The following is a 24,066-nucleotide window of genomic DNA, read 5'->3' on the forward strand; positions in this document are numbered from 1 at the left end:
CTCATACTGCGGTCTCCGATGCGGGGCGATGCGCGCTCGTCGGAACTGAGAATAGTTGAGCCAGCTTGGTCGCCTCGGTATCAATGGAGTGTCTTGCTACCGCTCGCACATGTGCGTTCTCTCCCATACGCTGCAGTTGTTCAGGCGTGGCGCTCAGGCAGGCTTGCATTGACTCCACCAGACGCCCGATGTCGCCGGCGGGAAAGAGCCAGCCATTCTGCCCATCCAGAACCAGTTCAGGGATGCCGGCGATGAAGGTGGTCAATACCGGACGGCGCAGCGCCATGGCCTCCATCACAACCACCGGCAGACCTTCTGCAAAGCTGGGCAAGACCATGGCACGTGCCGCCAGCAATTCCTCCCGGACCTGGCGACTGCTGATCCAACCTGTGATGCGGATCTTGCCCTGCAAGCCGTAATGCGCAATACGCTCTTCGATCTGCGCGCGCATCTCACCGTCGCCAGCCAGCACCAGTTCAAATTCGATACCCTTGCGTGACAACTCGGCTGCAGCCTCTACCAGCAGCAGTTGTCCTTTCTGCTCGCAGAGGCGGCCCACGCAGACCAGACGCGCTGCCGACTGTGGCTGCAGCGGCGCATCCGCATAGAAGCCGCGATCCAGGCCGCAATGCACGATCGCCACCTTGGACCAGGCGCTCTGTTCCACCCAGCGATACAACTGGCTTTGACAGAAGGAGGTAATGGCAACCGTAAATGCGGAACGGCGGATCTTTTCATCCAGCCCCAAGGCCAACGGCTTGTCAAACTCCTCGGGACCGTGCACCGTAAAACTGTAGGGAGCCCCCCCCAGGCAGTGGGCCAGCATGACGATCTCGGTGGAATTGGTTCCGAAGTGCGCGTGGATATGGGTAGCGCCAAATGCACGTGTCCATTCCACCACCTGTGCGGCCTCCATGAGGTAGACCAGGTGATAGATCAGGCCGCGTTCACCGCGCCGAGCCATCTTGAAGGCCAACCCCAAGGCGGAGAGAAAGCCCTTGGGATTGATCACCATCTGGCGGATCAGGGGTGCCAGCAAGCCGCCAACGCCCTTCTTGAGGATGTAGCGGGTGCGGTCGCGTTCGCTGCGGTCGTCGTCATCGACAATCTCGGCATCCCATCCGCGCAGCGCGATGCGATCAATGTCAAAGCCTTGCGCTTCGACCGCCGCGATTTCGCGGCGGATGAAGCTGTGACTGACTTTCGGATACTGATTGATGAAGTAGGCGATTTTTTTTGTCATGGCTGCGTTGGGTGAGCAATATCCTTCCCGCCTTGTCTGCGGGAAGAAGACGATGGAGCTATCCTCGATACGGCCGTTTCAGGCTGACGTCGAGCGGGAAAGTGACGACGATTCCCGACGCTGATTCTTTTTCACGATAGATTCCTGTCGACCCTCTTCACTATTGAGATAGAGCGACCAGCCCATCCCCATCACCAGCCAGAAATACCAGTTGAAGGCCAGATAGGACAGCATGTTGTCAGAGGCTGAAACGACGAGATATTCGATCAGGGTACAGATGAGAATGACGCCGCCCAGAGAGTCATGTTTCTGATAGCGGATCAATACCCGCAACACCTGGTAGAAGATGGCAAGGTAGGCCACCATGCCTACCACCCCGGTATCAAAGAACCACTGAACGAACACGCTGTGTGCGCCCCAATTGACCCCGCCAGCCAGCGGGAAGAATAACGGCGAATAGAAAGGAAATGCTTCAACACCGTAGCCGAACAGATAGCGTGAGGGGCTCATCCAGTTCAGCCCGGAACTCCAGAGATAGGTCCGCCATGCAAAGGAATTGAGCTTGGCATAAGTGGTTACGGTATTACCGCTGTCGAGCTGCAGGATACGCTCCTGCACGCTGGGGACCAACATCGCGAGCGTCGCCAGTACCAGCATGTAGACCAGATAGCGCCGTTCATACTTGATCCCATACAGCAGGAAGATCAGGAAACAGGCCACCCAAGCACTACGCGTCTGGGTCAGCAGGAGCAATACAAATAAAACGCCAAGATAACCCGCCAGCGTAAAGCGCTGGAATTGGTCCAACTTAAATTGAGCACTCTTGATGACATAGAGTCCAAGCGCGATGACCAGCGTCAGATAGAACGCGAAGATGTTTGGATGACCAAATGTACTTTGCAGTCGGAAACCGCTGAGGCCACCGCGCGCATTCAAGACTGTGCTTATGATTCCGTAGGTGGCAGGAATGAGTGACGATGCAACCACCAGCAGAATCATGGAGCGGAATTGCTCTGGTGTGCGTACCACATAGAAAGCACACACAAAGACTGCGAAATACGAGCACAGGCCCAGGACGATCTTCAGTGCCGCGCCTCTGTCAGGTGAGACCACCATTCCAATTGTTGCGATGCCCAGCAATATCAGCCAAGGCATCCACGCCTTGCGAGGAAGAAGTTTGGGCTTTTCAACCACGAAGAGAAAGGCGATCAGTATGATCAAGGCGTTGATCGCACCGCCCAGGCCCAGGGAAAATCCACCGCCAGATCCTACCCGTGTGGACTCGAGAACAATATCACCAGAGGCGCGCAACAACAGTACGCACAGCAGCAACAAGCGTTTGTTGAACAGGAACAGTCCTCCCAGCAGCAGCAATACCGGCAACGCCGCCAACTTGGCAAAGCTGCCATCGAGCGCAGCTGCCAGTACCGGGAGCACCAAACCGAATACCACCGCGATTGCGCAGGCGACGAGCAAAAGTACGATCTGTGAAGATTGCAGGTTGATTCTTCTCATCATTTTTCCTCGGTCAGTATGACCGCAATTTTCACCTTTCAAACAGCCGCAATATCCCTGCTCGGTGAGCACGGCGTAGCTTGGGCGATCAAGACAGACGGTGTTTCGCCCCTGTCCATTCGATACAAGCCCATCCCGCACCACCGCGAATCATCGATATACGCTGGCTTGGGCTTACGTGGGAGTCAGCAATCCCGGATGCGTGTCGTGCATGACGCGGTCCAGATCCTTCAAGAATTGTTCTTGCAACGCAAAGGCATGCGCCTGGTCGTCCGGATCCTGCAAGAGGCTTGATGCACGGACCAGAATGCCATCCGATACGCGTCCGCTCATGCCGTCCTTGAATATCTTCCACCGTGCGGCCAGTCCACCGCTGGGAAAACCATCACCAATGCGCACCCAGTAACTGACCGCCTCTTGCCGCCCCTTGTTGCTGGCAACAAAACGTGAACCGACGATCTGCGGCCCGTCAGCGCGTGTCTGCATGGTCATCGGACGCCCATCTGTCAGGGTGAAACCCTGGGCCACGTAGCACACCTCCGGCAGGTGGATCTTGACGTCCTGACTCTGCTCGGCGGCATAGGCCAGTGCCAGCATGACCATTTCGCCTTGCCGGTTGACGTAGGTCCGACCAAGCACATCATCGTAGGGCTGATCCGCATTGCGTCCAGTTCCATCGTCCAACCCGACATTGACCTGCAAGAACGGCGACGGCACCTCGCGCCACTGGCCGAACTGCGTCGGCACGATCAACGAGAACTTGGCAGTCTTCACTACCGGCGTCATATGCGGAACCAGCATCCCTGCCACCACCACAGACAAAGCCATGACAATTGCTACCGGAATGGCCAGCCGGATATTCATGGTGAATTTTTCGCGGCCACTGTTGTGCGTGGCCGAGCGGGCCCGCTGTACCGCAACCGGGACTGCATGCCCTCGGAAGTTGGCATAACGTACCGCGATCCAGCGGAGCAATCCATCCAGCGCGATGATCAGGCCCAGCGCTACCAGAAACAGCAGCATGCCGGCAAAACCGTGGAGGAATCCCTGTCCGGCGGCATCGCCCATGTAGAAGGTAATGAGCGCGAGCACCATCACCCGCACCGTGTTGGCGGTAAAGGAAATGGGAACGATCAGCACTGCCAGCAGCACATTGCGCAGCAGTGATTGATGGCGCACCAGATTCATGTAAAGCAGGCCCAGCGCCTCCAGGGTGAATAGTGAATTCAGCCCAGCACAAGCATCGGCAACCAGCAGCTGATACGGCCCGATGTAGAGAATGACGCCACTGCGGGCGACCGGGTATCCCAGCAGGCGCAACACATGCTCCGACACGTAGGACACGCCAATCTTGAGTGGCTGCGTGAGCAGGTCCACGACCGATGCCGGCAGAGGCACCATGAAGAGCATGAAGAAGAATGCAAACCACAGACGGCTGCAGGTACGAACCCCGAACTGCAGCAGCACGATCCCCATCAGGATCGGAATGAGCGAACCGGCCTCCATGAACAGCACGGTCTGAGAGCGACCCAGCACAAAGCACAGCAGGCCCAGCGCCAAGAAGAAAATCCCGGGCACCGGCGCCGGTCGGCGCTCGATGAGCCCCTCCTCCAGCAATTGCCTGACGCGCACGAACATGTAGCAGCAGGCCACGGCCAGGACAATAGGACCGTGTGCGTTACGTTCGGTCCCCCACGCACCGTGAAAGAGGTCGATGAAACTGGGGATGTACATCGCCGCCAGGCCCGCCGCCATGACGATCCAAGGTATGCCGGAGAAACGTTGCTCAGACGTCGGACGGAAGGTATCGGCGGTCATCGGACTCTTTCTGGCGGTTCAAGAAGGCTCAGAACTCGTTGACGACACTGCCGACAACTGCGACATGCGCACTGGTCATATGTTCGGCCAGGGTACGTACTGCCGAAATATGGGTGACGTGAGTACGCACTACCATCAGGCTGGCGCCAGCGCGTGCGGAAATCATGTTGCCGTCGGCGTATTGGGTGCCGGACGGGGTATCTATCAGGATGACATCGAAATCCTGAGCGAAGTCCGTGAGCATCTGCGTAAAATTGGGGCGCCCCAGCAGTTCTTGTGGGTTGGGCGGCGTCGGGCCAGCGGGCAAGACCGTCAGGTCGAGCAGGTCCGGCACACGCTGCAAGGCATCGGCCACGGTGCAACGACCGGCAATTACGCCGGACAATCCGTTGCGATTATCCAGACCGAACAGCTCATGCTGGCAAGGCTTGCGCATATCGGCATCGATCAGCAGGGTACGCTCACCGAGCTGCGAGAACACCACCGCCAGGTTGGAAGCGATGAAGCTGCGCCCTTCCCCGCTCTCCGGGCTGACGATAGCCAATGCCTTGTGCTTGGCATCGACATCGAACCAGCGCACCATCAACTGGCTGCGCAGCGCGCGCAGTGCCTCAACCTGCTTGCTGAAGGGATTGTAGGCAGCGACCACCTTCTCACTGACCTTGCTTTCCCCCTTGAGCAGGTAGGGATAGTCGAATTGGCGTGACAGTGCCTGGTCAATATCGGACTGGCTCAGCAAGCCCAACTGGATTGCAGCATCTCCGAAGCGCAGACCACGCTCGCGCTGCAAGCGCAGAATGCGCTCGGCGTTCTCGGGGGAGAGCTTGCCGCTATCCACCAGAATCGCACCGATGGAACGGTTCGGCAGGGATGCACCTTCATTGAAGGTCAACGTTGCAGTAGTCATGTTATTCCCGGGAAATCATATTTTTATTGACGGTAGAAGCTGAGTGGCATCAGGCCGGCTTGGAACGTCCGAAACCGAAGCGTCGACGACTGCTTGCTGTGGCAGGCCCGGAAATGGCACCCAGTACCGGCAGTCCCAGCTCCTCCACCAGATCATGTTCGGAACGCACGCGACGATTGGTCAGCTCCAGACCCAGTGCCGCCATCACACCCAGAATGGTGCCGACGAAGATCGCCAAAACCAGATTGACCAGGATGCGCGGGCTGGAGGGATATGGCGGCGGCACGGCAGCCGACAGCAGTGAAATGTCCGACTGGTTCGACTGTCCTTCCAGGTTGGTCTGGGCGAAACGCTGGCTAGTGAGCTCGTAGGCGCGCTGGGCACTCTCCAGCTCACGGCTCAGCACCGCGAGTTCATCGCGCGTACGATTCATCTCCAGCACTTTGCGCTTTTGCGCTTCAAATTCAGCACGGATCTCTGCTTCGCGTTTTGCCAGAATCGTTGCATTGCTGCCCACTGACGCCGAAATGGAACTGGTCGCAGCGGCCAGTTGCGCACGCAAGCCATCTCGCTCGGCCTTGGCTGCCTGATAATCCGGGTGGTTCACGCCCAAACGCTTGGCGGCTTGTTCGAAGCGAGCTTCAGAGGCGGCCAGATTGGACTTGAGCGTCTGAATGAGCGCATTGGCATTGACATCGGGCGACTCGCCCGCTCCGCCACCAGCGGCCTGACGGCGACGCGATTCGGCTTCAGACAGCGCCGCTTGGGCCATCACCAGTTGCGTCGACAGATCGTTGAGGCGATTGGTCTCCACATCGGTACGATTATCGATGTTGGTGATGCCATGCTCTTCCTGATACTTCGACAGCTTGACCTGTGCCTGCTCATAGGCGTCGCGCAAGACCTTTACCTGATCATTGAAGTAGGAAGATGCCTTGCGCGTGGGATCGAGCTTGAGCTGCATGCTCACCTTCTGGTAAGCCGCTGCAAAGGCGTTGGCAACCAGTGCGGCAAATTGCGGATCTTCGGCCTTGAAGGTGATATCGATGACACTGCTTTCCTTGGATGCAACGGCATCGAGCTTGTGCAGCAAAATTCCGGCGAGCCAGTTGCGAATATCGAGGTCGCCATGATTATCGGCATTGTAGGCATCCTTGACTTCTTGCTGGTCAGCCAGTTTGAGGCTGTCGACAACGGCCAGAGCCACCGACGGGCTATTGATGATGGCTACCTGCGTCGGCATGAATCCGGGCAATGCCTGCGGTGAAACGACCAGGCCGGTGACCGGATCCGATGCCTTGTAGTTGAGCACGACGGAGGACGTTGCCCGGTATTGCTTGGGCAACACCAGACTGACCACGAGCGCCACTGCCACCGTAATCGAGAGAATGAGCAAGATGATCTTGCGATGCGCCTGAAGGATCAGAATAAATTGAGATAGATTCATGGGGTCACGCCTCCTGGTTGGCGTTGTACGCTAGCTAAAATAAAAATCACGGGGCCGCCGTTACCGCGGCCGACAATGTCAGAACCAGCTTTCCTTGACGTAGACGATGTCATCGGCCTGCAGCAGATCATCTTTCTTGACCGGGATTTCCTGCAGGTTGCCATCCGCATCGCGGCGCTTGACCGTGAGGCCGCGCTCGGTACCACGCTGCGTCAGACCACCGCCCACCGACAATGCCTGCAGAACGGTCGTACCGCGTTCCAGCTTGTAGACACCGGGACGCTGCACTTCGCCGTAAATGTAAAAACGCAGGGCGCGCTCAACATAGACAACGTCGTTGGCGACGACTTCGGGCAGGGTCGTGGTATCGCCGTTGTGCGTGATGGCATAGATGTCGACCAGTTGCTTGGTCACGCCTCCCTTGCCATCGTTGTGCACGATGGTGACGGCGTCACCACCATCGGGGGTAACGCCTCCCGCCAGGGCAATGACATCGGCGACATTGCGCCGTCCGTCCAGCGAATAGCGTCCAGGCTTGGTCACCTGCCCCAGCACCGAGACCATCTGACTTTGCGGAACAGTAACCAGAATGTTGACCTGCGGATTGTTCAGGTAACCGCCATTCTTGAGCAGACCTGCGATCTTGCTCTCCGCCTGGGCAGTAGAGAGCCCGCCGATCTTGACCTCGCCCACCAGCGGATAACTGATCACACCCGCCTCACTGATACGGGTTTCCAGAGTCAAGTCATCGCTGCCATACACCTTGACGCGAATCACGTCACCGGCGCCCAGCAGGATGTCATCGGCCTTGGCATACAAACTCCAGCTGGCAAGCATCAGGCCAATCAACAGGAACACAATTTTTCTCGTCATTGTCATTACTCCGCATCACATCAGGTTCTTGGTTCAGGCGTGAAGACGCCCGTTGTTCGTTCAGACTTGTTTATTTGAATCCAGCTACACCACGCGAGATCACGCCCTTGTTCACACTCTCGGGATCCTTGGCCTGGTCTTTCCCAGTAGAGGCCTCTGCGCCATTGGTCGGTGCAGAAAGATCCGCGAAGGACTTGGCCTGCTCCGAGTATTCGATCTTGGCCTCACCCTTGAGACGCTCCACCAGCTGCTCAGATGCCTGATTCTGCTTCTGGGTCACCAGGTACTGGATGATCTGGGGCGTTGCCACCGCCAGAGACAAGGGTGCATTCTTCACATCCTGCAGGGACGTCAGGATCGCCGTCTGACCTTCCAGCACGACGAACAGGGCACCACGGTCCATCGTCTTGAGACTGGTATTCATCTGCGGCGGCAGATCGGCCGAAGTCTTGACCACCTGTTGCCGCGCGTACTGGATGCGATGCGAATCCAGCCACGCTGCGACCTCATCCATGCGCTTGCCCGGTTGATTCATCAGCGCATTGAGCTCGGGCGTCAGATTGTTGCGCGCGATGACCAGTTGACCAAATTCATATTGCTTGCGCTGCGCAAACCAGTCCGGGTTCTTGCGGTAGAGATCCTCGATCTCCTGATCCAGCGGCCGAGTGGGCGCCTTCACCTTGCTCGCCACATAGCTCTGCGCCAGTACCAGGTTACGTGCTCGCTCCATATCGGCCAGCACTGCCGGATCGGTATCCAGCTTGTCCTTCTTGGCAGCATTGACCAGCAATTGTCGTGCCACCAGGCCCTCGAGCAACTGCTTGGTGACCTGGCTGCCACCTGTCTTCGCCAGTTCGTTGTTGACCTGGTGAATGGTAATTTCCTGCCCGTCCACATTGGCCACCACCTGGCTGGAGGAGGCTGACTTCTTCTCGCCACACGCCACCAGCGTCAGCAGCAGCATGGCCGATACGAGCGCCTTTGCTGCCATTGGATGATGCCGCCGAACTGCTTCCTTCCCGATTTTCATTTGTGCAAGCTTTCTTTTTCTGTGTCCCTTGTTGCCAGCGGCAATGGCTGGTTCGCGTGGCCTTTACCCTGGTGCAGGGCAGAACCGTCAGTAAGCGTTGTCGCGCTTGATCACCATGCGCACGGTCTGGAAGATGATCCACAGATCAAAGACCAGCGACCAGCGGCGCAGATATTCCAGGTCGAATTCGATACGGGCTTTCATCTTGTCGAGGGTCTCGGTCTCGCCACGCAGACCATTGACCTGCGCCCAACCAGTAATACCCGGTTTGACCTTGTGGCGCAGCATGTAACCCTTGATCTGCTTGCGATAGAGCTCGTTGTGAGCCACCGCGTGCGGACGCGGGCCGACGATGCTCATGCGTCCCTGCAGCACATTGAAGAACTGTGGCAATTCATCCAGGGAACTGGATCGCAGGAAACCACCGATCTTGGTCAGCCGCATATCGCCCTTGGTAGCCTGAGTGACCTTGCCACCGTCTTCCATGACAGTCATCGAGCGGAATTTGTAGACCACGATCTCTTCGCCATCCAGACCGTAGCGGCGCTGCTTGAAGATGATCGGACCAGGAGAGGTCAGCTTGACGCAGATGGCAATGACCATCATCACCGGCAGCAACATCAGGAGGATGCAGGACGCCAGAATCAGGTCACTGACGCGCTTGACGACATTGTTGGTCCCGGTAAAGGGGGTCTCGCAGATGGCCATCACGGCCATGCCGCCAACGTAATCAAAGCGAGCCTGGATCAGATTGAAGATGTAGATGTCCGGGATGAAGTAGATCGAGGCAGTGGTGTCCTGCAACTCGTCGATCATCTGCAGCACGCGAGGCTGCGCGGAGATCGGCATGCTGATGTAGACCATGTTGATGTTGTTCTCACGCACGTAGGCCGCCACTTCCGACATCTTGCCGTGCAAGGGCGTGTAGGTGCCAGGCGGCTGACGATTGAGCTCGCGGTCATCGAAGAACCCCATCAGCTTGATCATCAGGGAGGGATACTTCTCCATGCGATCGGCCAGTTTCAATGCGGCCGGGTTGACACCGATGATGATGGCCTTGCGCACTTCACCCTTGGTATGCAGGTCACGCATCACGCGCGACTGCACATGCTGGGAAATGATCAGGCCAACAGGCGTGGTGACGACCCAGAAAAAAATCGCACGCAGGGAAAAGTGCTGGTAGAACTCGCAGATGTAGGCCACCACGACCAGCACCGCGGCCACGGCAATCCAGTCCAGTACCGGCGCGAAAGCCGATACGCCTTTCGGATTGCGGCGCAGACGACGCTCGTGGAATTCCGTAAAGAAATAGGAAGACAGGAAAAAGGCCATGATGGCCAGCACCCAGTAGTCTCCACTGAAGAAATGACCACTCAACCGGACCAGCACCCATAAATAAGCCACGATCAACGCCGGCTCGACAAAGCGCTTGAATACCATGGTCATGGCATTGGGCTTGACGTTGGCCAATGGCAAGCCATCATGCAGGTCGCTCATTTTCGGTGCCTCAGAATTCATAGCGCGATGTCAGAGAAATACCGTTGGACAAATAACTAAAGCTGTTCAGATTGGACTGCAGATTCTCGCGATAGACCGCCAGCATCAGAGACAAGGAGGTCGTAGGCGAATAGGTCAAGCTCAGGCTGGCCTTTTCGTAGGTATCGCGACGATTGGAAGGCGTCACGCCAGTGATGATCGCTGCACCGTTGTAGTTGCGACGCTCGTAGTCCACCAGCCCGTCTACGCGTAGCTTCGCCGTCGGCAAATAAGTGGCGGCCAGACTGGCGCCAGTGGTCAACGCAAAATTGGCATCGACATCATTGACGCCACCGATTTCACGCCACAGGTTCGCTTTGAAACCAGTCTTGGCGGTTGCCGCCCAGTCACCGATGAGGCGAGCATTGAACCCGCGATAACCAGACCCGCTCGCCGCCGAATTGCGTTCACGCTGGGTGACACCACCGAGAAATTGCAACTTGGTCTTGGCGCTGTACAACCAGACGATCTTGGCCTTGTAGTCCTCCTGGGTGAAGGAGTTGTTGATCGTACTGGTGCCGATCACGGAATCAAACGGATAGTTGCCCGTCGTCCTGCGCACCTGTACGCCAGCAATACTGCCGCTGCGGGGGGTGTAATCGAGACCAAGCTCCGCGATGTTCTGCGTGAAGTTATTGGACTGCTGCGTCTGCAAGTCATACCCGAGCCCGAACCTCGATGCCTGTGCGCGCACCGTCCAGTCAGGATGCAGTTGCCAGGCCAGGTTGAAATACTTGGTACTCATCGTTCGGATGTTGGGCTCAAGCGACCGGAAATTCTGGAAGGGCGTCAGCGATCTCGAATAGACATAACCGAGATTGCCGGAGAGGCGCTCTCCAAGCACCCAGCCCCAATCGGCTTTCAGATCACGCGAGTCATTGTTGAACTGACTGAAATGATCAAAGGTATTCTTGGTCGCGCTTGCATCCAACTGGATATGCTGCTGACTGAGCATTTTGTCGATACGAATTCCGCCCTGCCGACTCTGCACGTTGTCCGACAGCTGGGGCGATCCCAACGCCGTGCGCGCAGCATCCGGACCACTCAAGCGCAACAAATTATCATCATGCAAATACGAATACTGCACATACGGAACAACCACCTGACCGGGGTCTGCCGCGTATGCAAGAGGGCAAGCTGCCGACACCATCAGAGCGCATATTCGCACCCGGGCCTTGCGCTTGCTGCTATTGCGAAACTGCCGTGGCATCACGAATCAGAGCCCTTTCTTTTTTAGTTTTACTTTTGAAACAATGGCAATGTTTGGCGTCTGTATTGCTGCACCGCAACACACGAAAATTTACTAGTAATCATGCAGCATTTTTGAAATTTAGGCAAAAAAATATGTACAACATTGCCACCCAGAAAAGAATGCGACAAGGATACGCGCCCCTGAATTCGCGGCAATCAGACAAGCGAGCATGGCCTTGTAGGACAAACGGCAAATTTGTAATTTGGCAACAAAATCGCAAAATCACATAAACTATTTATATCGCATTGCAACAAAAACTGAACGTTTATCTTGCGACAAGAGTCACAGCGCTTTCTCCACGCCTCCCGAGCCGCTAATATGGCCTGCCGGGATCTCTTGCGCCCCTCTCTCTTCTTTCATCTGATTCAATGAACTGGCACACCCTCACCTTCCTCGGCGACAGCACCATGACCATTCCGGGTGCCTGCATCCTGGCACTCTGGCTGGGGGTCAATCGCATGTGGCGTCAGATGTTCGCCTGGCTGCTCGCTTTCGGCACCGCGATGATGATCGTCGTCATCAGCAAGCTGCTTTTCATGGGCTGGGATATCAGCTTGCCGATGCTCAACTTCACCGGCTTGAGCGGCCATACCGCCTCTTCCAGCGCTCTTTATCTGTCGATTGCCCTGCTGCTCACCCAGGACACCACTGGCCTGCGTCGCGCCCTGGTACTGACACTGACCGCGCTCCTGGTCACCTCGGTGGGACTGTCACGTCTGATGATCAAGGTCCACTCCGAATCCGAAGTCCTGCTCGGCCTGCTGGTCGGCGCCGGCGCAGCCTGGGGCTTTGGCCTGTCACTACGGCAGTCGGCGCCACCCTTGCGCCATCTGCTGTTGCCCCTGGGCCTGGCGGCGGCCCTGATGATGACCGGCTTCAACAAGCCGGCGCCGACCCAGAGCTTCCTGCAGGAACTGGCCAAGCAGCTCTCCGGCCGCGCCGAGGTCTACATGCGCCATGAAGCGCTCTGATTCCCTTTTCCGCTTCCATGAAAAATGCCGTTCAGCTTGGCGCTGAACGGCATTCTCGGTCACGCCCGCGCGAGCGCTCCCTGGCTCAAGCGGCCAGCATGGCCGGCGCAGCAAGGCGACGACGGCGCAACGCGGCTACTCCCACCACCACGATCAGGCCGGCCACCATCAATAGATACTCTTCTGGCTCGGGCACGGGAGCCACGGCAGAGAGGTTGCCGGTGAAGGACTGCAGGTGCAGTTCGCCATTCTGGGTGAGGCTGCTGACGAAGACGCCGCCTTCGATGTTCTGGTTGTTGGTCAGGCTGGCGTGGGTCGCGAGAATGGAGCCGCCAAACTGGTTGTTGATGGTCAGGCTGGTCGCGTTGTAGAAGTTCCAGAGGATGGAGCTGCCCAGCGACTGTGCCTGTCCGCCCAGGAAGTTGGCACCGATGACCGCAGAACTGACGCTGGAATTGATGATGATGGTGCTGGCACCGTTGGCGGCAAAAGAAAACTCGCCCGCCGAAAACACCGAGGCGCTGGTGGTGTTATCCAGATTGAATACCGCTACCCCGTTGCTGTTGGCCACAGCCGTGAAGGTGGCCTTGTTGCCGGTGATCGACACCGTGCTGTTGGCGGTGGCACTCTTGAGCGTATTGGACAAGGTACCGAGCGTGCTGCCGAAATTGGTCGACGTCGCGGCATCCGCATTGGTCTGCATCAGCGTGCTGGGCGTGGAGGGGCGGCCACCGTTGAAGTTGGTCCCGCTGGTGCTGCCCGTCACATAGGCCGATCCATTGAGATTGCTGTTGCTCACCGCACCGGCGATATAGCTCGATCCGCTGTTGACGGTCGAATTGGTGAAGGAGCCACCGATATAGGAGCCCAGTCCGTTTACATGCACGTTGCTCGCACTGCCCATCACGGTCAGGCCGGCATAGCTCGAGGCCGGCGTACTGCCGACATGCTGCACGTAATCCCCGCCCGTGAGCGATCCTCCGATCCAGGCCCGACCATCCACGTGGGAGTTGGAGCTGGCGTCGCCCAGCACCACCAGATTGAACTGCTGCAGCGCCTCGGCACCGGTGAGCGACACCGTCGCCGCCTGAGCGGCAGCGCTGACACCGAGCGACAGGAAAGGCAGGACCGCAAAACCAGCCAGGACCGACTTCGAAAGACGTGACATGGAAAGTTACCCCTATAACGGATGCCGCCTGTACGTCGGGTCAGGGGGCAGCAGTGAATTGATGGCGCCAACAGACGCAAATCGACACAAATTGTTGTAAAGTTTTTATTAATTTTATGCTAACAGTTGTCGATTGATCAAGTAAAAATCTCGTCAATTCACGAACGTCATTTTTTTGCCACATTGATAATAATCAAGCTTCTGTCCACGCGCGTTGCGATCACGGCAGTCGCCTGGACATGTAGCGTGCATCGCCGCCATAGCTCGCCAGGCTGTCCTGCCCGTGCAGCAGCGCCTGGGTGTCCTCGACAAATCCGGCCGACTGCCAATAGGTGCTGGAGGCATGCACCGCGACCAGGGTAGCCCTGGGCAATCCTGCCCGTCTGCACAGTTGCAGCAATTGTTCCACCAGCGCACGCCCCAAGCCCGAGCCGCGCGCAGAGGGCAGCAGCGCAACGTCGTGCAGATGCAGACAATCAGCGGCCGGATCCAGGGCTTGCAACAGGGTGTTGAGCGCGGGAGGAACGCCATGACGGCCAGGGTGCATGAAGGCATAGCCGATGACTTCCTCGCCCTCGCCCGCCAGGGCGCTACGCACGGCAATCAGACAGCCGGGCGCAAACAGGGCCAGCCGTTCCGCAAAAACTTCTTCTGCTTCGAAGTAGCCGACGTGAACATCGGCGGCAATCACCATCACGCGAGGCAGATCAGTCGCGCGCATGGGGCGCCATTGGTAATGACTCATGGAGTTCTCCTTGCTGATGGGACTCTGAAATGAAAACGCCACACGGCGACCCATGAGGGCCAGCGTGTGGCGCGTAAATAATGAAACAGCGGGATCGATGCCAGACTGGCAGCCTTGGTGAACCCGGTGAGATCCAGCGACCCCGGCCCGGCAACTATCCGTGCATGTCGATCAGGCGGTCGCCCCCGGCTTCAGGGTTTCCAGTACCGCCTGCAACTCCGCACGCAGTGCATCGATGGCCGCCTCATCCAGGCTGATGAGGGGACGCTGCGGCTCCTGCGGTTGTTCAGCTTCATGCGTTCCATCGAGCTTGTTGCGGGCACCGCTGATAGTGAAGCCCTGCTCATACAGCAGCTCGCGGATGCGGCGGATCAGCAGGACTTCGTGGTGCTGGTAATAGCGCCGGTTACCGCGTCGCTTGACCGGTTTGAGCTGGGTGAATTCCTGCTCCCAGTAGCGCAGCACATGCGGCTTCACGCCACACAGTTCACTGACCTCACCGATGGTGAAATAACGCTTGGCCGGGATGGGCGGCAAGACGATGGCCGCCGGTTTGTTGACACGATCGTTCATAAATTAGACGGACATTTCAACGGGGCTGCCGCTGGAGAGTTCCACCATTTCCTTCAATTTCTGGCTGGCATGGAAGGTCACGACGCGCCGCGCGGTGATCGGGATCTCCTCGCCAGTCTTGGGATTGCGACCAGGCCGTTGCGGCTTGTCGCGCAGCTGGAAGTTACCGAAGCCGGACAGCTTGACGGCCTCGCCACGTTCGAGCGCGTTGCGAATCTCGTCGAAGAAGGTTTCTACCATGTCCTTGGCTTCGCGCTTGTTCAGACCGACCTGCTCGAACAAAAGTTCGGCCAGCTCGGCCTTGGTCAGCGTGGGCAGGTTCTTGTCGGCCTGCGAACGTGCCTGCGACTCCAGCACGGCACGATGCAGGTCGGCGTCCAGCACGGATTGAAATTCGTTCGAATTCACGTTGTTCATGGCGATGAATGACTGGGCCTCAACCGATTCCGGTCTGTAATTATTTTCGCTCTCGGACATCACATCAGGCACGCAGTCTGGCGCCGAGCTTGGCGCTCGCAGCGGCCACCAGTGCATTCACCGCAAGGTCAACCTTGTCATCCTGAAGGGTGTTTTGAGTATCTTGCAAGGTGCAGCGGAACGCAAGGCTTTTTTCGTCCGCTTCCAATCCCTTTCCTTGATATTCATCAAATAAAACAAGGGCTTGCAAGATGGTGCAGTCCGGATTGGCCTGCTTTTCAGCCGCGAAAACGTCCAGCAATTGCTGGGCGCCGACCGACTGCTTCACCACCAGCGCGATATCACGGCTGACTGCCGGGAACTTGGAGATTTCCATGTAGGACGGCAGGTCACGCTGCTGCAGTGCCTCGGCGTCCACCTCGAAGACCACGGGAGCCAGCGGCAGGTCGTACTTCTGCTGCCACTTGGGATGCAGTTCACCAATCACGCCGACGATCTTCTCGCCCAGCAGTACGTGCGCAGTGCGTCCCGGATGCAGGGCCGGATGTTCGGCCTTGACAAAACGCAGCGCCCGCGGGGCGAACAGGGCTTCCAGATCGGCCTTGACGTCGAAGTAATCGACATTGCGGGTGGTCTGGCCCCACTGTTCTTCGGCCACCGGGCCGTAGGCCAGCGCGGCGATGCGCTTGGGTTGTTCGAAACCGGCCACGGCCAGCGGGCCATCAGCGATGGCAGCGTTCTTGCTGAACACGGCACCCACCTCGAAGACGCGAATGCGCGCCGCCTTGCGGTTGACGTTGTAGCGGGCATTGGCCACCAGGCCGGCGATCAGCGAGGAGCGCATCACGCTCATCTGGCTGGCGATGGGGTTCAACAGCTTGATGGGATCGGCATTGCCAGCGAAGTCGGCTTCCCAGGCGCTCTCCACGAAGCTGAAGTTGACCACTTCCTGGTAGTCCTGATCAGCCAGCAGGCGGCGGATGGCGAACAGCGAACGGGTATTCTCGGGCGCGATGCGCATCGCATTGGCGGCCACCGGGGGCAGCGCCGGGATGTTCTCGAAACCGTAGACGCGCGCAACTTCCTCGATCAGGTCTTCCTCGATCTCGATGTCGAAGCGATAAGACGGAGGGGTCACCGAGAACAGGCCAGGCTGGTAGTCGAAGGACAGGCCGAGACGCTTGAAGATGTCCGACACCATCTCGTCGGTGATCTCCACACCAATCACCTTGGCTGCACGAGCGGTGCGCAGCGAGACCGGTTCGCGCTTGGGCAGGTTGACGATCTGGTCGTCCACGGGACCGACACGGGTCTCGGGCGTGCCGCAGATTTCCAGCAGCAGCGCGGTGATGCGTTCGATGTGATCGACCACGGTGGCGAAGTCCACACCACGTTCGAAACGATGCGCGGCATCGGTCGAGAAGTTGTAGCGGCGCGCACGCCCCTGGATCGCCTGCGGGAACCAGAAGGCAGCTTCCAGGTAGATGTTGGTGGTCTCCAGCGAGACCGCAGTCGCATCGCCACCCATGATGCCGGCCAGGGATTCGATTTCCTTGTCGTCGGAGATCACGCCGACCCATTCATCGACTTCCACGGTGTTGCCGTTGAGGAGCTTCAGCGATTCACCCTTGCGGCCCCAGCGTACGTCGAGGCCACCATGGATCTTGTCGAGGTCGAACACGTGCGAGGGACGGCCCAGCTCCAGCATCACGTAATTGGAGATGTCCACCAAGGCCGAGATCGAGCGCTGGCCGCTGCGCTCCAGGCGCTGCTTCATCCATTGCGGGGTGGCGGCCTTGGCGTTGAGGCCACGGATCACGCGGCCGGCAAAGCGGCCGCACAGATCAGGCGCGGAAATGCGTACGGGCAGTTTCTCGTCCAGGTTGACGGCAGCGGCTTGATAGACCGGAGCCTTCAGCGGTGCACCGGTCAGCGCCGAGACTTCGCGCGCCACGCCCAGCACCGACAGGCAGTCGGCCTTGTTGGGAGTGAGCTTGATGGTGAACTTCAGGTCATTCAATTGCAAGTAGTCGCGGAAATTCTGGCCTACCGGTGCATCATCGGGCAGTTCCAGCAGGCCACCGTGATCTTCCGACAGCTTCAGTTCGCGTGCCGAGCACAGCATGCCCTGCGATTCCACACCACGCAGCTTGCCGACCTTGATCTCGAAAGGCTTGCCATCGGCCCCCGGCGGCAGCACCGCACCGACCATGGCGCAAGGCACCTTCAGGCCCGCGCGCACATTGGGCGCGCCGCAGACGATGTTGAGGATGGTGCCGGTATGAACATTCACGCGGCAGACGTTCAGGCGGTCCGCATCCGGATGCTTGGTCACTTCCAGCACCTCACCCACGACCACGTTGGTGAAGGGAGGCGCGACCGGTTCGACTTCCTCGACTTCCAGGCCGGACATGGTCAGCAGGTGCGACAGTTCATCCGAGGTCATGGTCGGATTGACCATGGTACGCAGCCAGTTTTCAGAGAATTGCATGATTCAGACTTTCAGCTATCGGCGATGAGCCAGAGGCGCGCCGCGACGGCGCGGCGCCCCGCGTGATCGAATTAATTGAATTGCTTCAGGAAGCGCAGGTCGCCTTCGTAGAAAAGGCGCAGGTCATTGATGCCATAGCGCAGCATGGTCAGGCGCTCCAGGCCCGAGCCGAAGGCGAAACCGATGTACTGCTCGGGGTCCAGGCCCATGTTGCGCACCACGGTCGGATGCACCTGGCCGGCGCCGGAGACTTCCAGCCAGCGGCCCTTGAGCGGACCGCTACCGAAGGCGATATCGATCTCGGCCGAAGGTTCGGTGAAGGGGAAATACGAGGGACGGAAGCGCACCTGCAGGTCGTCGGTCTCGAAGAAGGCCTTGACGAAGTTGAGGTACACGCCCTTCAGGTCGGCGAAGCTGATGTCCTCGGCGATCCACAGGCCTTCGACCTGATGGAACATCGGCGAGTGGGTGGCATCGCTGTCGACGCGATAGGTGCGGCCCGGGGCGATGACCTTGATGGGCGGCTTGTTCATGCGGGCGTAGCGCACCTGCATCGGACTGGTGTGGGTACGCAGCAGCAGCGGCTTGCCCTGGGTGTCGTTGCCTTCGATGTAGAAGGTGTCCTGCATCGAGCGCGCCGGGTGGTTCTCGGGGCTGTTCAATGCAGTGAAATTGGTCCAGTCGGTCTCGATCTCGGGACCGTCGGCGACATCAAATCCGATGGAGCGGAAGATTTCCTCGACGCGCTGCCACGAGCGCATCACGGGATGGATGCCGCCCACGCCACGGCCACGGCCCGGCAAGGTGACATCGATGGCTTCCGCATTCAGGCGCGCCTGCATCTGGGCGTGGGCCAAAGCATCGCGACGGGCGGTCAGCGCGGTTTCGATCTGTTCCTTGGCGACGTTGATGATCGCCCCTTGTACCTTGCGCTCTTCCGGCGCCAGCTTGCCCAGTCCCTTCATCTGCTCGGTGATCTGACCGGTCTTGCCGAGGTACTTGGCCTTGGCGTTTTCCAGTGCGGCGGCGTCGGGCGCGGCGGCGAAATCAGCCTGCGCCTGCGTGACCAGTTGGCCCAGGAGTTGGTCTAGGGGATTCATGCGGTAAGTCTCGCTCCAATCGAAAATCCGACGACGAAGTCGAAAAGAAGGGATTCACGGAAGGTGAACCAAAAAAATCCACGAAACCGTGGATCAAAAACATACGGGGCATCGGTGTATCACCTCTGCCCCGCAGGATTTTGCAGCGCCGGCTGCTCGTCTGACTTGCGTCCGATGTTGCGGCCGGCTACCGCAAACACGCTGTCGATTTAGGCGGCAGCGATGTTGGCCTTCACCTGGTTGACGATGGCAGCGAAAGCAGCCTTGTCGGTGACAGCCATATCGGCCAGGACCTTACGATCCAGTTCGATCGCAGCCTTCTTCAGGCCGTTCATGAACACGCTGTAGGTCACGCCGTGCGAACGCGCAGCGGCGTTGATACGGGCGATCCACAGTGCGCGGAACACGCGCTTCTTGTTACGACGGTCACGGTACGCGTACTGACCAGCGCGCATGACTGCTTGCTTGGCGATACGGTAGACGTTTTTACGACGGCCGCGGTAACCCTTGGCGAGTGCGAGGACTTTCTTGTGGCGGGCACGTGCTGTTACCCCACGTTTGACTCTAGGCATAGTAGCTCCTTAGTGTATTGGTGAGGTTAAGCGAACGGCAGCATCGCGCGAACGGAATTCAGGTTCGTCTCATGGACGCCCTCGGTACCGCGCAGTTGACGCTTGTTCTTGGTGGTCTTCTTGGTCAGGATGTGACGCTTGAAGGCTTGACCGCGCTTGACGGTACCGCCCGGGCGGACGCGAAAACGCTTCTTCGCGCTGCTCTTCGATTTCATCTTAGGCATAGCAACTCTGTCCTTTCGGACAGCTCCATTTTTTGATGATTGCAGGTGGCAGCACGCTCGCTGCTCTTGGATGCCTGCTCTCACTTATTTGACAGCGGGTGAACCCGCTGCTTTTGCCTGGCACAGTCGCCTGCACCCTGCAAATCCTTTGTCGGCCCTACGCTGCCGCAATGACTGCGGCATGGACGACACCGGGGAGATGTCGTCCCGATACGGCTAACTGCTTGAAACCAGGAAAACCGAAAAAGATATAAACGATTTATTTCTTTTTCTTGGGCGCCAGCACCATGATCATCTGGCGACCTTCCATCTTGGGAAACTGCTCGACCTGGCCATACGGTTCCAGATCAGCCTTCAGGCGCTCCAGCACGCGCATGCCGATTTCCTGGTGAGCCATTTCACGACCGCGGAAACGCAACGTGATCTTGGTCTTGTCACCCTCTTCCAGGAACTTCGTCAGGTTGCGCAGCTTGATGTTGTAATCGCCATCATCGGTACCCGGGCGGAACTTGACTTCCTTGACCTGGATGACCTTCTGCTTGAGCTTGGCCTCGTGCGCCTTCTTCTGCTCCTGGTACTTGAACTTGCCGTAATCCATCAGACGGCAGACAGGAGGTTGCGCGGTGGGCGCAATCTCGACCAGATCGACTTCAGCCTCTTCAGAAAGACGTAAGGCTTCAGCCAGGCTGACGATGCCCAGAGGCTCGTTTTCAACACCCGAAAGGCGCACTTCCGGCGCAGTGATCTCGCGGTTGAGGCGATGCGACTTGTCAGTAGCTATTGCAGTTTCCTTTTAAAATCCAATGAATTAAGCCGTGCTCTTGCGCTGGGAGGAAGCCCCAGGCTTCCCCATCTCAGGCTTTGGCGGCCACCTCATCCTTGAGGCGTTCCACCAAGGTGTCGATGGACATGACGCCCAGATCGACATTGCCCCGCGCACGCACGGCCACAGTGTTGGCATCCCGTTCTTTATCGCCGACAACCAGGATATAGGGCGGCTTCTGAATGGAATGCTGCCGTATTTTATAGGTAATCTTCTCGTTGCGCAAATCGGTCTCGACCCTAAACCCTTGTTTTTTCAGCGTTTGTGCAACGTTCTGCACATAATCCGCCTGTGCGTCGGAAATATTCAGGATGACAACTTGCGTTGGCGCCAACCAAAGCGGCATCGCGCCGGCGTGGTTTTCGATCAGGATGGCGATGAAGCGCTCCAGCGAGCCGACGATGGCCCGGTGCAACATCACGGGCACCTTGCGGTTGTTGTCTTCCGTGACATATTCCGCGCCCAGGCGCGCCGGCATGGAGAAGTCCACCTGCATGGTGCCGCACTGCCAGGAACGGCCGATGGAATCCTTCAGGTGGTATTCGATCTTCGGGCCATAGAAGGCGCCCTCGCCCGGCAGCTCTTCCCATTCCGAACCGGAGGCGCGGATGGCTTCGCGCAGGGCGTTCTCGGCCTTGTCCCAGACTTCCTCGGCGCCGATGCGTTTTTCCGGACGCAGGGCCAGCTTCACGGCCACGTCCTTGAAGCCGAAGCAGTCATAGACTTCACGCACCACGCGGTTGAAGGCGGCGACTTCTTCCTGGATCTGGTCTTCGGTACAGAAGATGTGGCCGTCATCCTGGGTAAAGCCGCGCACGCGCATCATTCCGTGGAGCGCACCGGAGGGCTCGTTACGGTGGCACTGGCCGAATTCGCCGTAGCGCAGCGGCAGGTCGCGGTAGCTGTGCAGGCCGGAATTGAAGATCTGGATGTGGCCCGGGCAGTTCATGGGCTTCAACGCATAGGCGCGGTTTTCCGACTCGGTCGTGAACATATTTTCACGATAGTTTTCCCAGTGGCCGGTCTTTTCCCACAGCGAGCGATCCAGGATCTGCGGCGCCTTCACCTCCTGGTAGCCGTTGTCCTGGTAGACGCGGCGCATGTACTGCTCCACCTGCTGCCAGATGGTCCAGCCCTTGGGATGCCAGAAGATCAGACCCGGCGCCTCGTCCTGGAAGTGGAACAAGTCCAGCGCGCGACCCAGCTTGCGGTGGTCGCGCTTTTCGGCCTCTTCCAGCATGTGCAGGTAGGCTTCCTGATCTTCCTTCTTGGCCCAGGCAGTACCGTAGACACGCTGCAGCATCTCGTTGTTGGAATCGCCACGCCAGTAGGCGCCAGCCAGCTTCATCAGCTTGAACACCTTCAGCTTGCCGGTCGAGGGCACGTGCGGGCCACGGCAGAGGTCGGTGAAGTTTCCTTCAGTGTAGAGCGAGACGTCCTCGTTCTGCGGAATGGAGGCGATGATCTCGGCCTTGTAGTCTTCGCCGATGGACTTGAAGTACGCCACGGCCTCATCACGCGGCAGCACCTTGCGGGTGACCAGCTCATCCTTCTTGGCCAGCTCGGCCATCTTCTTCTCGATGGCTTGCAGGTCTTCGGGGGTGAAGGGGCGCTTGTACGAGAAGTCGTAATAAAAGCCGTTGTCGATGACCGGACCGATGGTCACTTGCGCCTCCGGGAACAGCTCTTTGACCGCGTAGGCCAGCAAGTGGGCGGTGGAGTGGCGAATCACTTCCAGGCCGTCCGGATCCTTGTCGGTGATGATGGCGAGGTCAGCATCCTTGTCGATCAGATAAGAGGTATCGACCAGCTTGCCATCGACGCGACCAGCCAGGGCCGCCTTGGCCAGGCCGGTGCCGATGTTGGCGGCAACCTGTGCCACGGTGACCGGGTTGTCGAACTGGCGTTGCGAACCATCGGGAAGACGAACTGAAACCATTGTGCACTCCATGTCGGCAGCCTTGCTGCCTTGCCTGTTGAGGGTAATGTCGAAAAGACGGACGAAAAAAAACGCGGACCAGCCGCGCTTTTTCAATGGACGAAAAAGAACCCGACTAGCGTCGCGTGAAAACCTCGGTGGTAGTTCGCGGTGTCATAACCGGTTTGCCTTTCTCGCTCTTACAGATGAGGGGTATGCAGTCTCGGGATCGCTGCCAGCAAGGACAGACCAGACCAAAGGCCCGCATTATAGCAAACTTTGCCCGAACATCGGCAGGCGTCCCGTACAGCACCATCCTGCATCCCGGACTACGCGGCGCTGTCAGGCCAACGTGCCAGGCGCAAACAGCGATGATCAACAAGCTTCTTCACTTCGAGCAACATCGAGATGAAGTCCAACGCCAAAAACCGAAACGGCATCCGGGCATGCCGCAGCCAAGCTCAAGCAAGCGGACTCGCCCGCTCCTCAGGCATTTGCCATCGAGGCACGCCGTGCCAGGATCTTCTCGATCTTTTCTTTCAGGGTAGCGGCCGTAAAGGGCTTGACGATATAGCCATCAGCACCCGACTGTGCGGCCACGACGATGTTTTCCTTCTTGGCCTCGGCCGTGATCATCAACACCGGCAGATGCGCCAGCGAGGGCGTGGCGCGGATCTTCTTGAGCAGGGTCAAGCCATCCATGCCCGGCATGTTCCAGTCGGTCAGCACGAAGGTCACCGGCAAGGCGCCCGCCTCCAGGATTTTCAGTGCCGAAGAGCCATCATCGGCTTCCACCATCTTGGTGTACTCAAGCTCCTTCAGCAGGCCACTGACAATGCGACGCATCGTCGAAAAGTCGTCAACCACGAGGAAATACTGATCATCTGCTGCCATAGGAAAATTCGCTGAACCGTAAAAATGAGGATTGGAGATGTTGCTGCCGAAAAAATTCGACGCAAGTGTAAAGCATTTTGAGATGCTTCCGCGAAACATCTGCCCCATTGCTTCAGTCAGGGCGCATTTTTGCGGCGGCATTTGACCCGCAGCAACGCCATGGGGCGGCGGCAAGAGCAACGGAAGGAACGGGAAGAAATGAAACAATGAAAAAGCCGGCGCAGAAAAACAAAAAGGAAGCCGCCAATGCGCTTCCTTTTGTGAATTTCTGCGGTTTGCTTCACCCAACCCTCTTGCTCCATCAGGAAGCAAACGAATTGGTAGGCACGATTGGACTCGAACCAACGACCCCTACCATGTCAAGGTAGTGCTCTAACCAGCTGAGCTACGCGCCTATCGAAGATTACAGAACTTGATAAAACAAAAAAGGAAGCCGAGAACGCGCCTCCTTTTCTTTGCTTCGCCCAACCCCACCATCCCGAACGGAACCGGAAGAATTGGTAGGCACGATTGGACTCGAACCAACGACCCCTACCATGTCAAGGTAGT

Annotated in this window: 21 protein-coding genes and 1 tRNA gene; 1 reads left to right on the forward strand and 21 read right to left on the reverse strand. The window is 58.3% G+C overall.

Going from position 1 to position 24,066, the window contains the following annotated elements:
- Position 1 precedes the first annotated feature (1 nt).
- The 9 genes from ACODSZ_RS07830 to epsL all read right to left on the reverse strand — a co-directional run bounded on the left by ACODSZ_RS07830 (position 2) and on the right by epsL (position 11,579).
- On the reverse strand, positions 2 to 1,243 hold the full coding sequence (locus tag ACODSZ_RS07830; protein ID WP_175342421.1) for a glycosyltransferase family 4 protein: 1,242 nt from the start codon (positions 1,241 to 1,243) through the stop codon (positions 2 to 4).
- 78 nt (positions 1,244 to 1,321) lie between these two features.
- A complete protein-coding gene (locus ACODSZ_RS07835) occupies positions 1,322 to 2,758 on the reverse strand; it encodes an O-antigen ligase family protein (RefSeq protein WP_488927353.1) in 1,437 nt (478 codons plus the stop codon).
- Between the two features lie 174 nt (positions 2,759 to 2,932).
- Positions 2,933 to 4,576 carry an exosortase B gene (gene xrtB, locus ACODSZ_RS07840; protein ID WP_175342419.1) on the reverse strand — a complete coding sequence of 548 codons (1,644 nt, stop codon included), beginning with the start codon at positions 4,574 to 4,576 and terminating at the stop codon, positions 2,933 to 2,935.
- 28 nt (positions 4,577 to 4,604) lie between these two features.
- A complete protein-coding gene (epsG, locus tag ACODSZ_RS07845) occupies positions 4,605 to 5,483 on the reverse strand; it encodes a chain length determinant protein tyrosine kinase EpsG (protein WP_008328052.1) in 879 nt (292 codons plus the stop codon).
- A gap of 49 nt (positions 5,484 to 5,532) precedes the next feature.
- Entirely contained in the window at positions 5,533 to 6,930 is a 1,398-nt protein-coding gene (gene epsF / locus ACODSZ_RS07850) for a chain length determinant protein EpsF (protein WP_008328051.1), read from the reverse strand.
- A 78-nt stretch (positions 6,931 to 7,008) separates the two neighbouring features.
- On the reverse strand, positions 7,009 to 7,803 hold the full coding sequence (gene epsE / locus ACODSZ_RS07855) for a polysaccharide export protein EpsE (RefSeq protein ID WP_008328050.1): 795 nt from the start codon (positions 7,801 to 7,803) through the stop codon (positions 7,009 to 7,011).
- A 70-nt stretch (positions 7,804 to 7,873) separates the two neighbouring features.
- Positions 7,874 to 8,794 (reverse strand): EpsD family peptidyl-prolyl cis-trans isomerase, encoded by a 921-nt coding sequence (locus tag ACODSZ_RS07860; protein ID WP_488927354.1) that lies wholly within the window; start codon positions 8,792 to 8,794, stop codon positions 7,874 to 7,876.
- A 126-nt stretch (positions 8,795 to 8,920) separates the two neighbouring features.
- Positions 8,921 to 10,330, reverse strand: a complete 1,410-nt coding sequence (locus ACODSZ_RS07865; RefSeq protein WP_008328048.1) for an undecaprenyl-phosphate glucose phosphotransferase — start codon at positions 10,328 to 10,330, stop codon at positions 8,921 to 8,923.
- Between the two features lie 10 nt (positions 10,331 to 10,340).
- A complete protein-coding gene (epsL, locus tag ACODSZ_RS07870) occupies positions 10,341 to 11,579 on the reverse strand; it encodes an XrtB/PEP-CTERM-associated polysaccharide biosynthesis outer membrane protein EpsL (protein WP_217509775.1) in 1,239 nt (412 codons plus the stop codon).
- A gap of 410 nt (positions 11,580 to 11,989) precedes the next feature.
- On the opposite strand from epsL, the gene ACODSZ_RS07875 reads away from it, so the two are divergent.
- Positions 11,990 to 12,592, forward strand: coding sequence for a phosphatase PAP2 family protein (locus tag ACODSZ_RS07875; protein WP_175342417.1), 603 nt, complete (start codon positions 11,990 to 11,992; stop codon positions 12,590 to 12,592).
- An 85-nt stretch (positions 12,593 to 12,677) separates the two neighbouring features.
- Here the strand turns inward: ACODSZ_RS07875 and ACODSZ_RS07880 are convergent, their stop codons facing one another.
- From ACODSZ_RS07880 to ACODSZ_RS07935, 12 genes are all read right to left on the reverse strand, one after another.
- A complete protein-coding gene (locus ACODSZ_RS07880; RefSeq protein WP_488927355.1) occupies positions 12,678 to 13,760 on the reverse strand; it encodes a choice-of-anchor A family protein in 1,083 nt (360 codons plus the stop codon).
- Positions 13,761 to 13,980: 220 nt separating this feature from the next.
- The gene (locus ACODSZ_RS07885) at positions 13,981 to 14,505 is read right to left on the reverse strand and encodes a GNAT family N-acetyltransferase (RefSeq protein ID WP_488927356.1); all 525 of its coding nucleotides are present in this window, start codon (positions 14,503 to 14,505) and stop codon (positions 13,981 to 13,983) included.
- Positions 14,506 to 14,676: 171 nt separating this feature from the next.
- Positions 14,677 to 15,078, reverse strand: a complete 402-nt coding sequence (locus ACODSZ_RS07890; protein ID WP_008328037.1) for a MerR family transcriptional regulator — start codon at positions 15,076 to 15,078, stop codon at positions 14,677 to 14,679.
- A 3-nt stretch (positions 15,079 to 15,081) separates the two neighbouring features.
- Positions 15,082 to 15,495, reverse strand: a complete 414-nt coding sequence (locus ACODSZ_RS07895; protein WP_026051953.1) for an integration host factor subunit alpha — start codon at positions 15,493 to 15,495, stop codon at positions 15,082 to 15,084.
- A 64-nt stretch (positions 15,496 to 15,559) separates the two neighbouring features.
- Positions 15,560 to 17,986 carry a phenylalanine--tRNA ligase subunit beta gene (pheT, locus tag ACODSZ_RS07900; RefSeq protein WP_488927357.1) on the reverse strand — a complete coding sequence of 809 codons (2,427 nt, stop codon included), beginning with the start codon at positions 17,984 to 17,986 and terminating at the stop codon, positions 15,560 to 15,562.
- Positions 17,987 to 18,057: 71 nt separating this feature from the next.
- Positions 18,058 to 19,086, reverse strand: a complete 1,029-nt coding sequence (gene pheS / locus ACODSZ_RS07905; protein WP_008328031.1) for a phenylalanine--tRNA ligase subunit alpha — start codon at positions 19,084 to 19,086, stop codon at positions 18,058 to 18,060.
- A 209-nt stretch (positions 19,087 to 19,295) separates the two neighbouring features.
- Positions 19,296 to 19,658 carry a 50S ribosomal protein L20 gene (rplT, locus tag ACODSZ_RS07910; RefSeq protein WP_006712690.1) on the reverse strand — a complete coding sequence of 121 codons (363 nt, stop codon included), beginning with the start codon at positions 19,656 to 19,658 and terminating at the stop codon, positions 19,296 to 19,298.
- Positions 19,659 to 19,684: 26 nt separating this feature from the next.
- Positions 19,685 to 19,882: a 50S ribosomal protein L35 gene (gene rpmI / locus ACODSZ_RS07915; RefSeq protein WP_006712688.1), complete on the reverse strand. Its 198-nt coding sequence runs from the start codon at positions 19,880 to 19,882 to the stop codon at positions 19,685 to 19,687.
- A 259-nt stretch (positions 19,883 to 20,141) separates the two neighbouring features.
- Entirely contained in the window at positions 20,142 to 20,663 is a 522-nt protein-coding gene (gene infC, locus ACODSZ_RS07920; RefSeq protein WP_075258054.1) for a translation initiation factor IF-3, read from the reverse strand.
- 73 nt (positions 20,664 to 20,736) lie between these two features.
- Positions 20,737 to 22,644 (reverse strand): threonine--tRNA ligase, encoded by a 1,908-nt coding sequence (thrS, locus tag ACODSZ_RS07925; RefSeq protein WP_175342413.1) that lies wholly within the window; start codon positions 22,642 to 22,644, stop codon positions 20,737 to 20,739.
- Positions 22,645 to 23,109: 465 nt separating this feature from the next.
- Positions 23,110 to 23,517: a response regulator gene (locus ACODSZ_RS07930; protein ID WP_008328027.1), complete on the reverse strand. Its 408-nt coding sequence runs from the start codon at positions 23,515 to 23,517 to the stop codon at positions 23,110 to 23,112.
- Positions 23,518 to 23,835: 318 nt separating this feature from the next.
- Positions 23,836 to 23,912, reverse strand: a tRNA-Val gene (locus ACODSZ_RS07935).
- Positions 23,913 to 24,066: the final 154 nt, after the last annotated feature.

It is taken from the genome of Herbaspirillum sp. FG34 (assembly GCF_057809315.1).

Coding starts and splice junctions, on each gene's coding strand:
- ACODSZ_RS07830 (WP_175342421.1), bottom strand. CDS start 1,243: ATGACAAAAAAAATCGCCTACTTCATCAATCAGTATCCGAAAGTCAGT.
- ACODSZ_RS07835 (WP_488927353.1), bottom strand. CDS start 2,758: ATGAGAAGAATCAACCTGCAATCTTCACAGATCGTACTTTTGCTCGTC.
- xrtB (WP_175342419.1), bottom strand. CDS start 4,576: ATGACCGCCGATACCTTCCGTCCGACGTCTGAGCAACGTTTCTCCGGC.
- epsG (WP_008328052.1), bottom strand. CDS start 5,483: ATGACTACTGCAACGTTGACCTTCAATGAAGGTGCATCCCTGCCGAAC.
- epsF (WP_008328051.1), bottom strand. CDS start 6,930: ATGAATCTATCTCAATTTATTCTGATCCTTCAGGCGCATCGCAAGATC.
- epsE (WP_008328050.1), bottom strand. CDS start 7,803: ATGACGAGAAAAATTGTGTTCCTGTTGATTGGCCTGATGCTTGCCAGC.
- ACODSZ_RS07860 (WP_488927354.1), bottom strand. CDS start 8,794: ATGGCAGCAAAGGCGCTCGTATCGGCCATGCTGCTGCTGACGCTGGTG.
- ACODSZ_RS07865 (WP_008328048.1), bottom strand. CDS start 10,330: ATGAGCGACCTGCATGATGGCTTGCCATTGGCCAACGTCAAGCCCAAT.
- epsL (WP_217509775.1), bottom strand. CDS start 11,579: ATGCCACGGCAGTTTCGCAATAGCAGCAAGCGCAAGGCCCGGGTGCGA.
- ACODSZ_RS07875 (WP_175342417.1), top strand. CDS start 11,990: ATGAACTGGCACACCCTCACCTTCCTCGGCGACAGCACCATGACCATT.
- ACODSZ_RS07880 (WP_488927355.1), bottom strand. CDS start 13,760: ATGTCACGTCTTTCGAAGTCGGTCCTGGCTGGTTTTGCGGTCCTGCCT.
- ACODSZ_RS07885 (WP_488927356.1), bottom strand. CDS start 14,505: ATGAGTCATTACCAATGGCGCCCCATGCGCGCGACTGATCTGCCTCGC.
- ACODSZ_RS07890 (WP_008328037.1), bottom strand. CDS start 15,078: ATGAACGATCGTGTCAACAAACCGGCGGCCATCGTCTTGCCGCCCATC.
- ACODSZ_RS07895 (WP_026051953.1), bottom strand. CDS start 15,495: ATGAACAACGTGAATTCGAACGAATTTCAATCCGTGCTGGACGCCGAC.
- pheT (WP_488927357.1), bottom strand. CDS start 17,986: ATGCAATTCTCTGAAAACTGGCTGCGTACCATGGTCAATCCGACCATG.
- pheS (WP_008328031.1), bottom strand. CDS start 19,086: ATGAATCCCCTAGACCAACTCCTGGGCCAACTGGTCACGCAGGCGCAG.
- rplT (WP_006712690.1), bottom strand. CDS start 19,658: ATGCCTAGAGTCAAACGTGGGGTAACAGCACGTGCCCGCCACAAGAAA.
- rpmI (WP_006712688.1), bottom strand. CDS start 19,882: ATGCCTAAGATGAAATCGAAGAGCAGCGCGAAGAAGCGTTTTCGCGTC.
- thrS (WP_175342413.1), bottom strand. CDS start 22,644: ATGGTTTCAGTTCGTCTTCCCGATGGTTCGCAACGCCAGTTCGACAAC.
- ACODSZ_RS07930 (WP_008328027.1), bottom strand. CDS start 23,517: ATGGCAGCAGATGATCAGTATTTCCTCGTGGTTGACGACTTTTCGACG.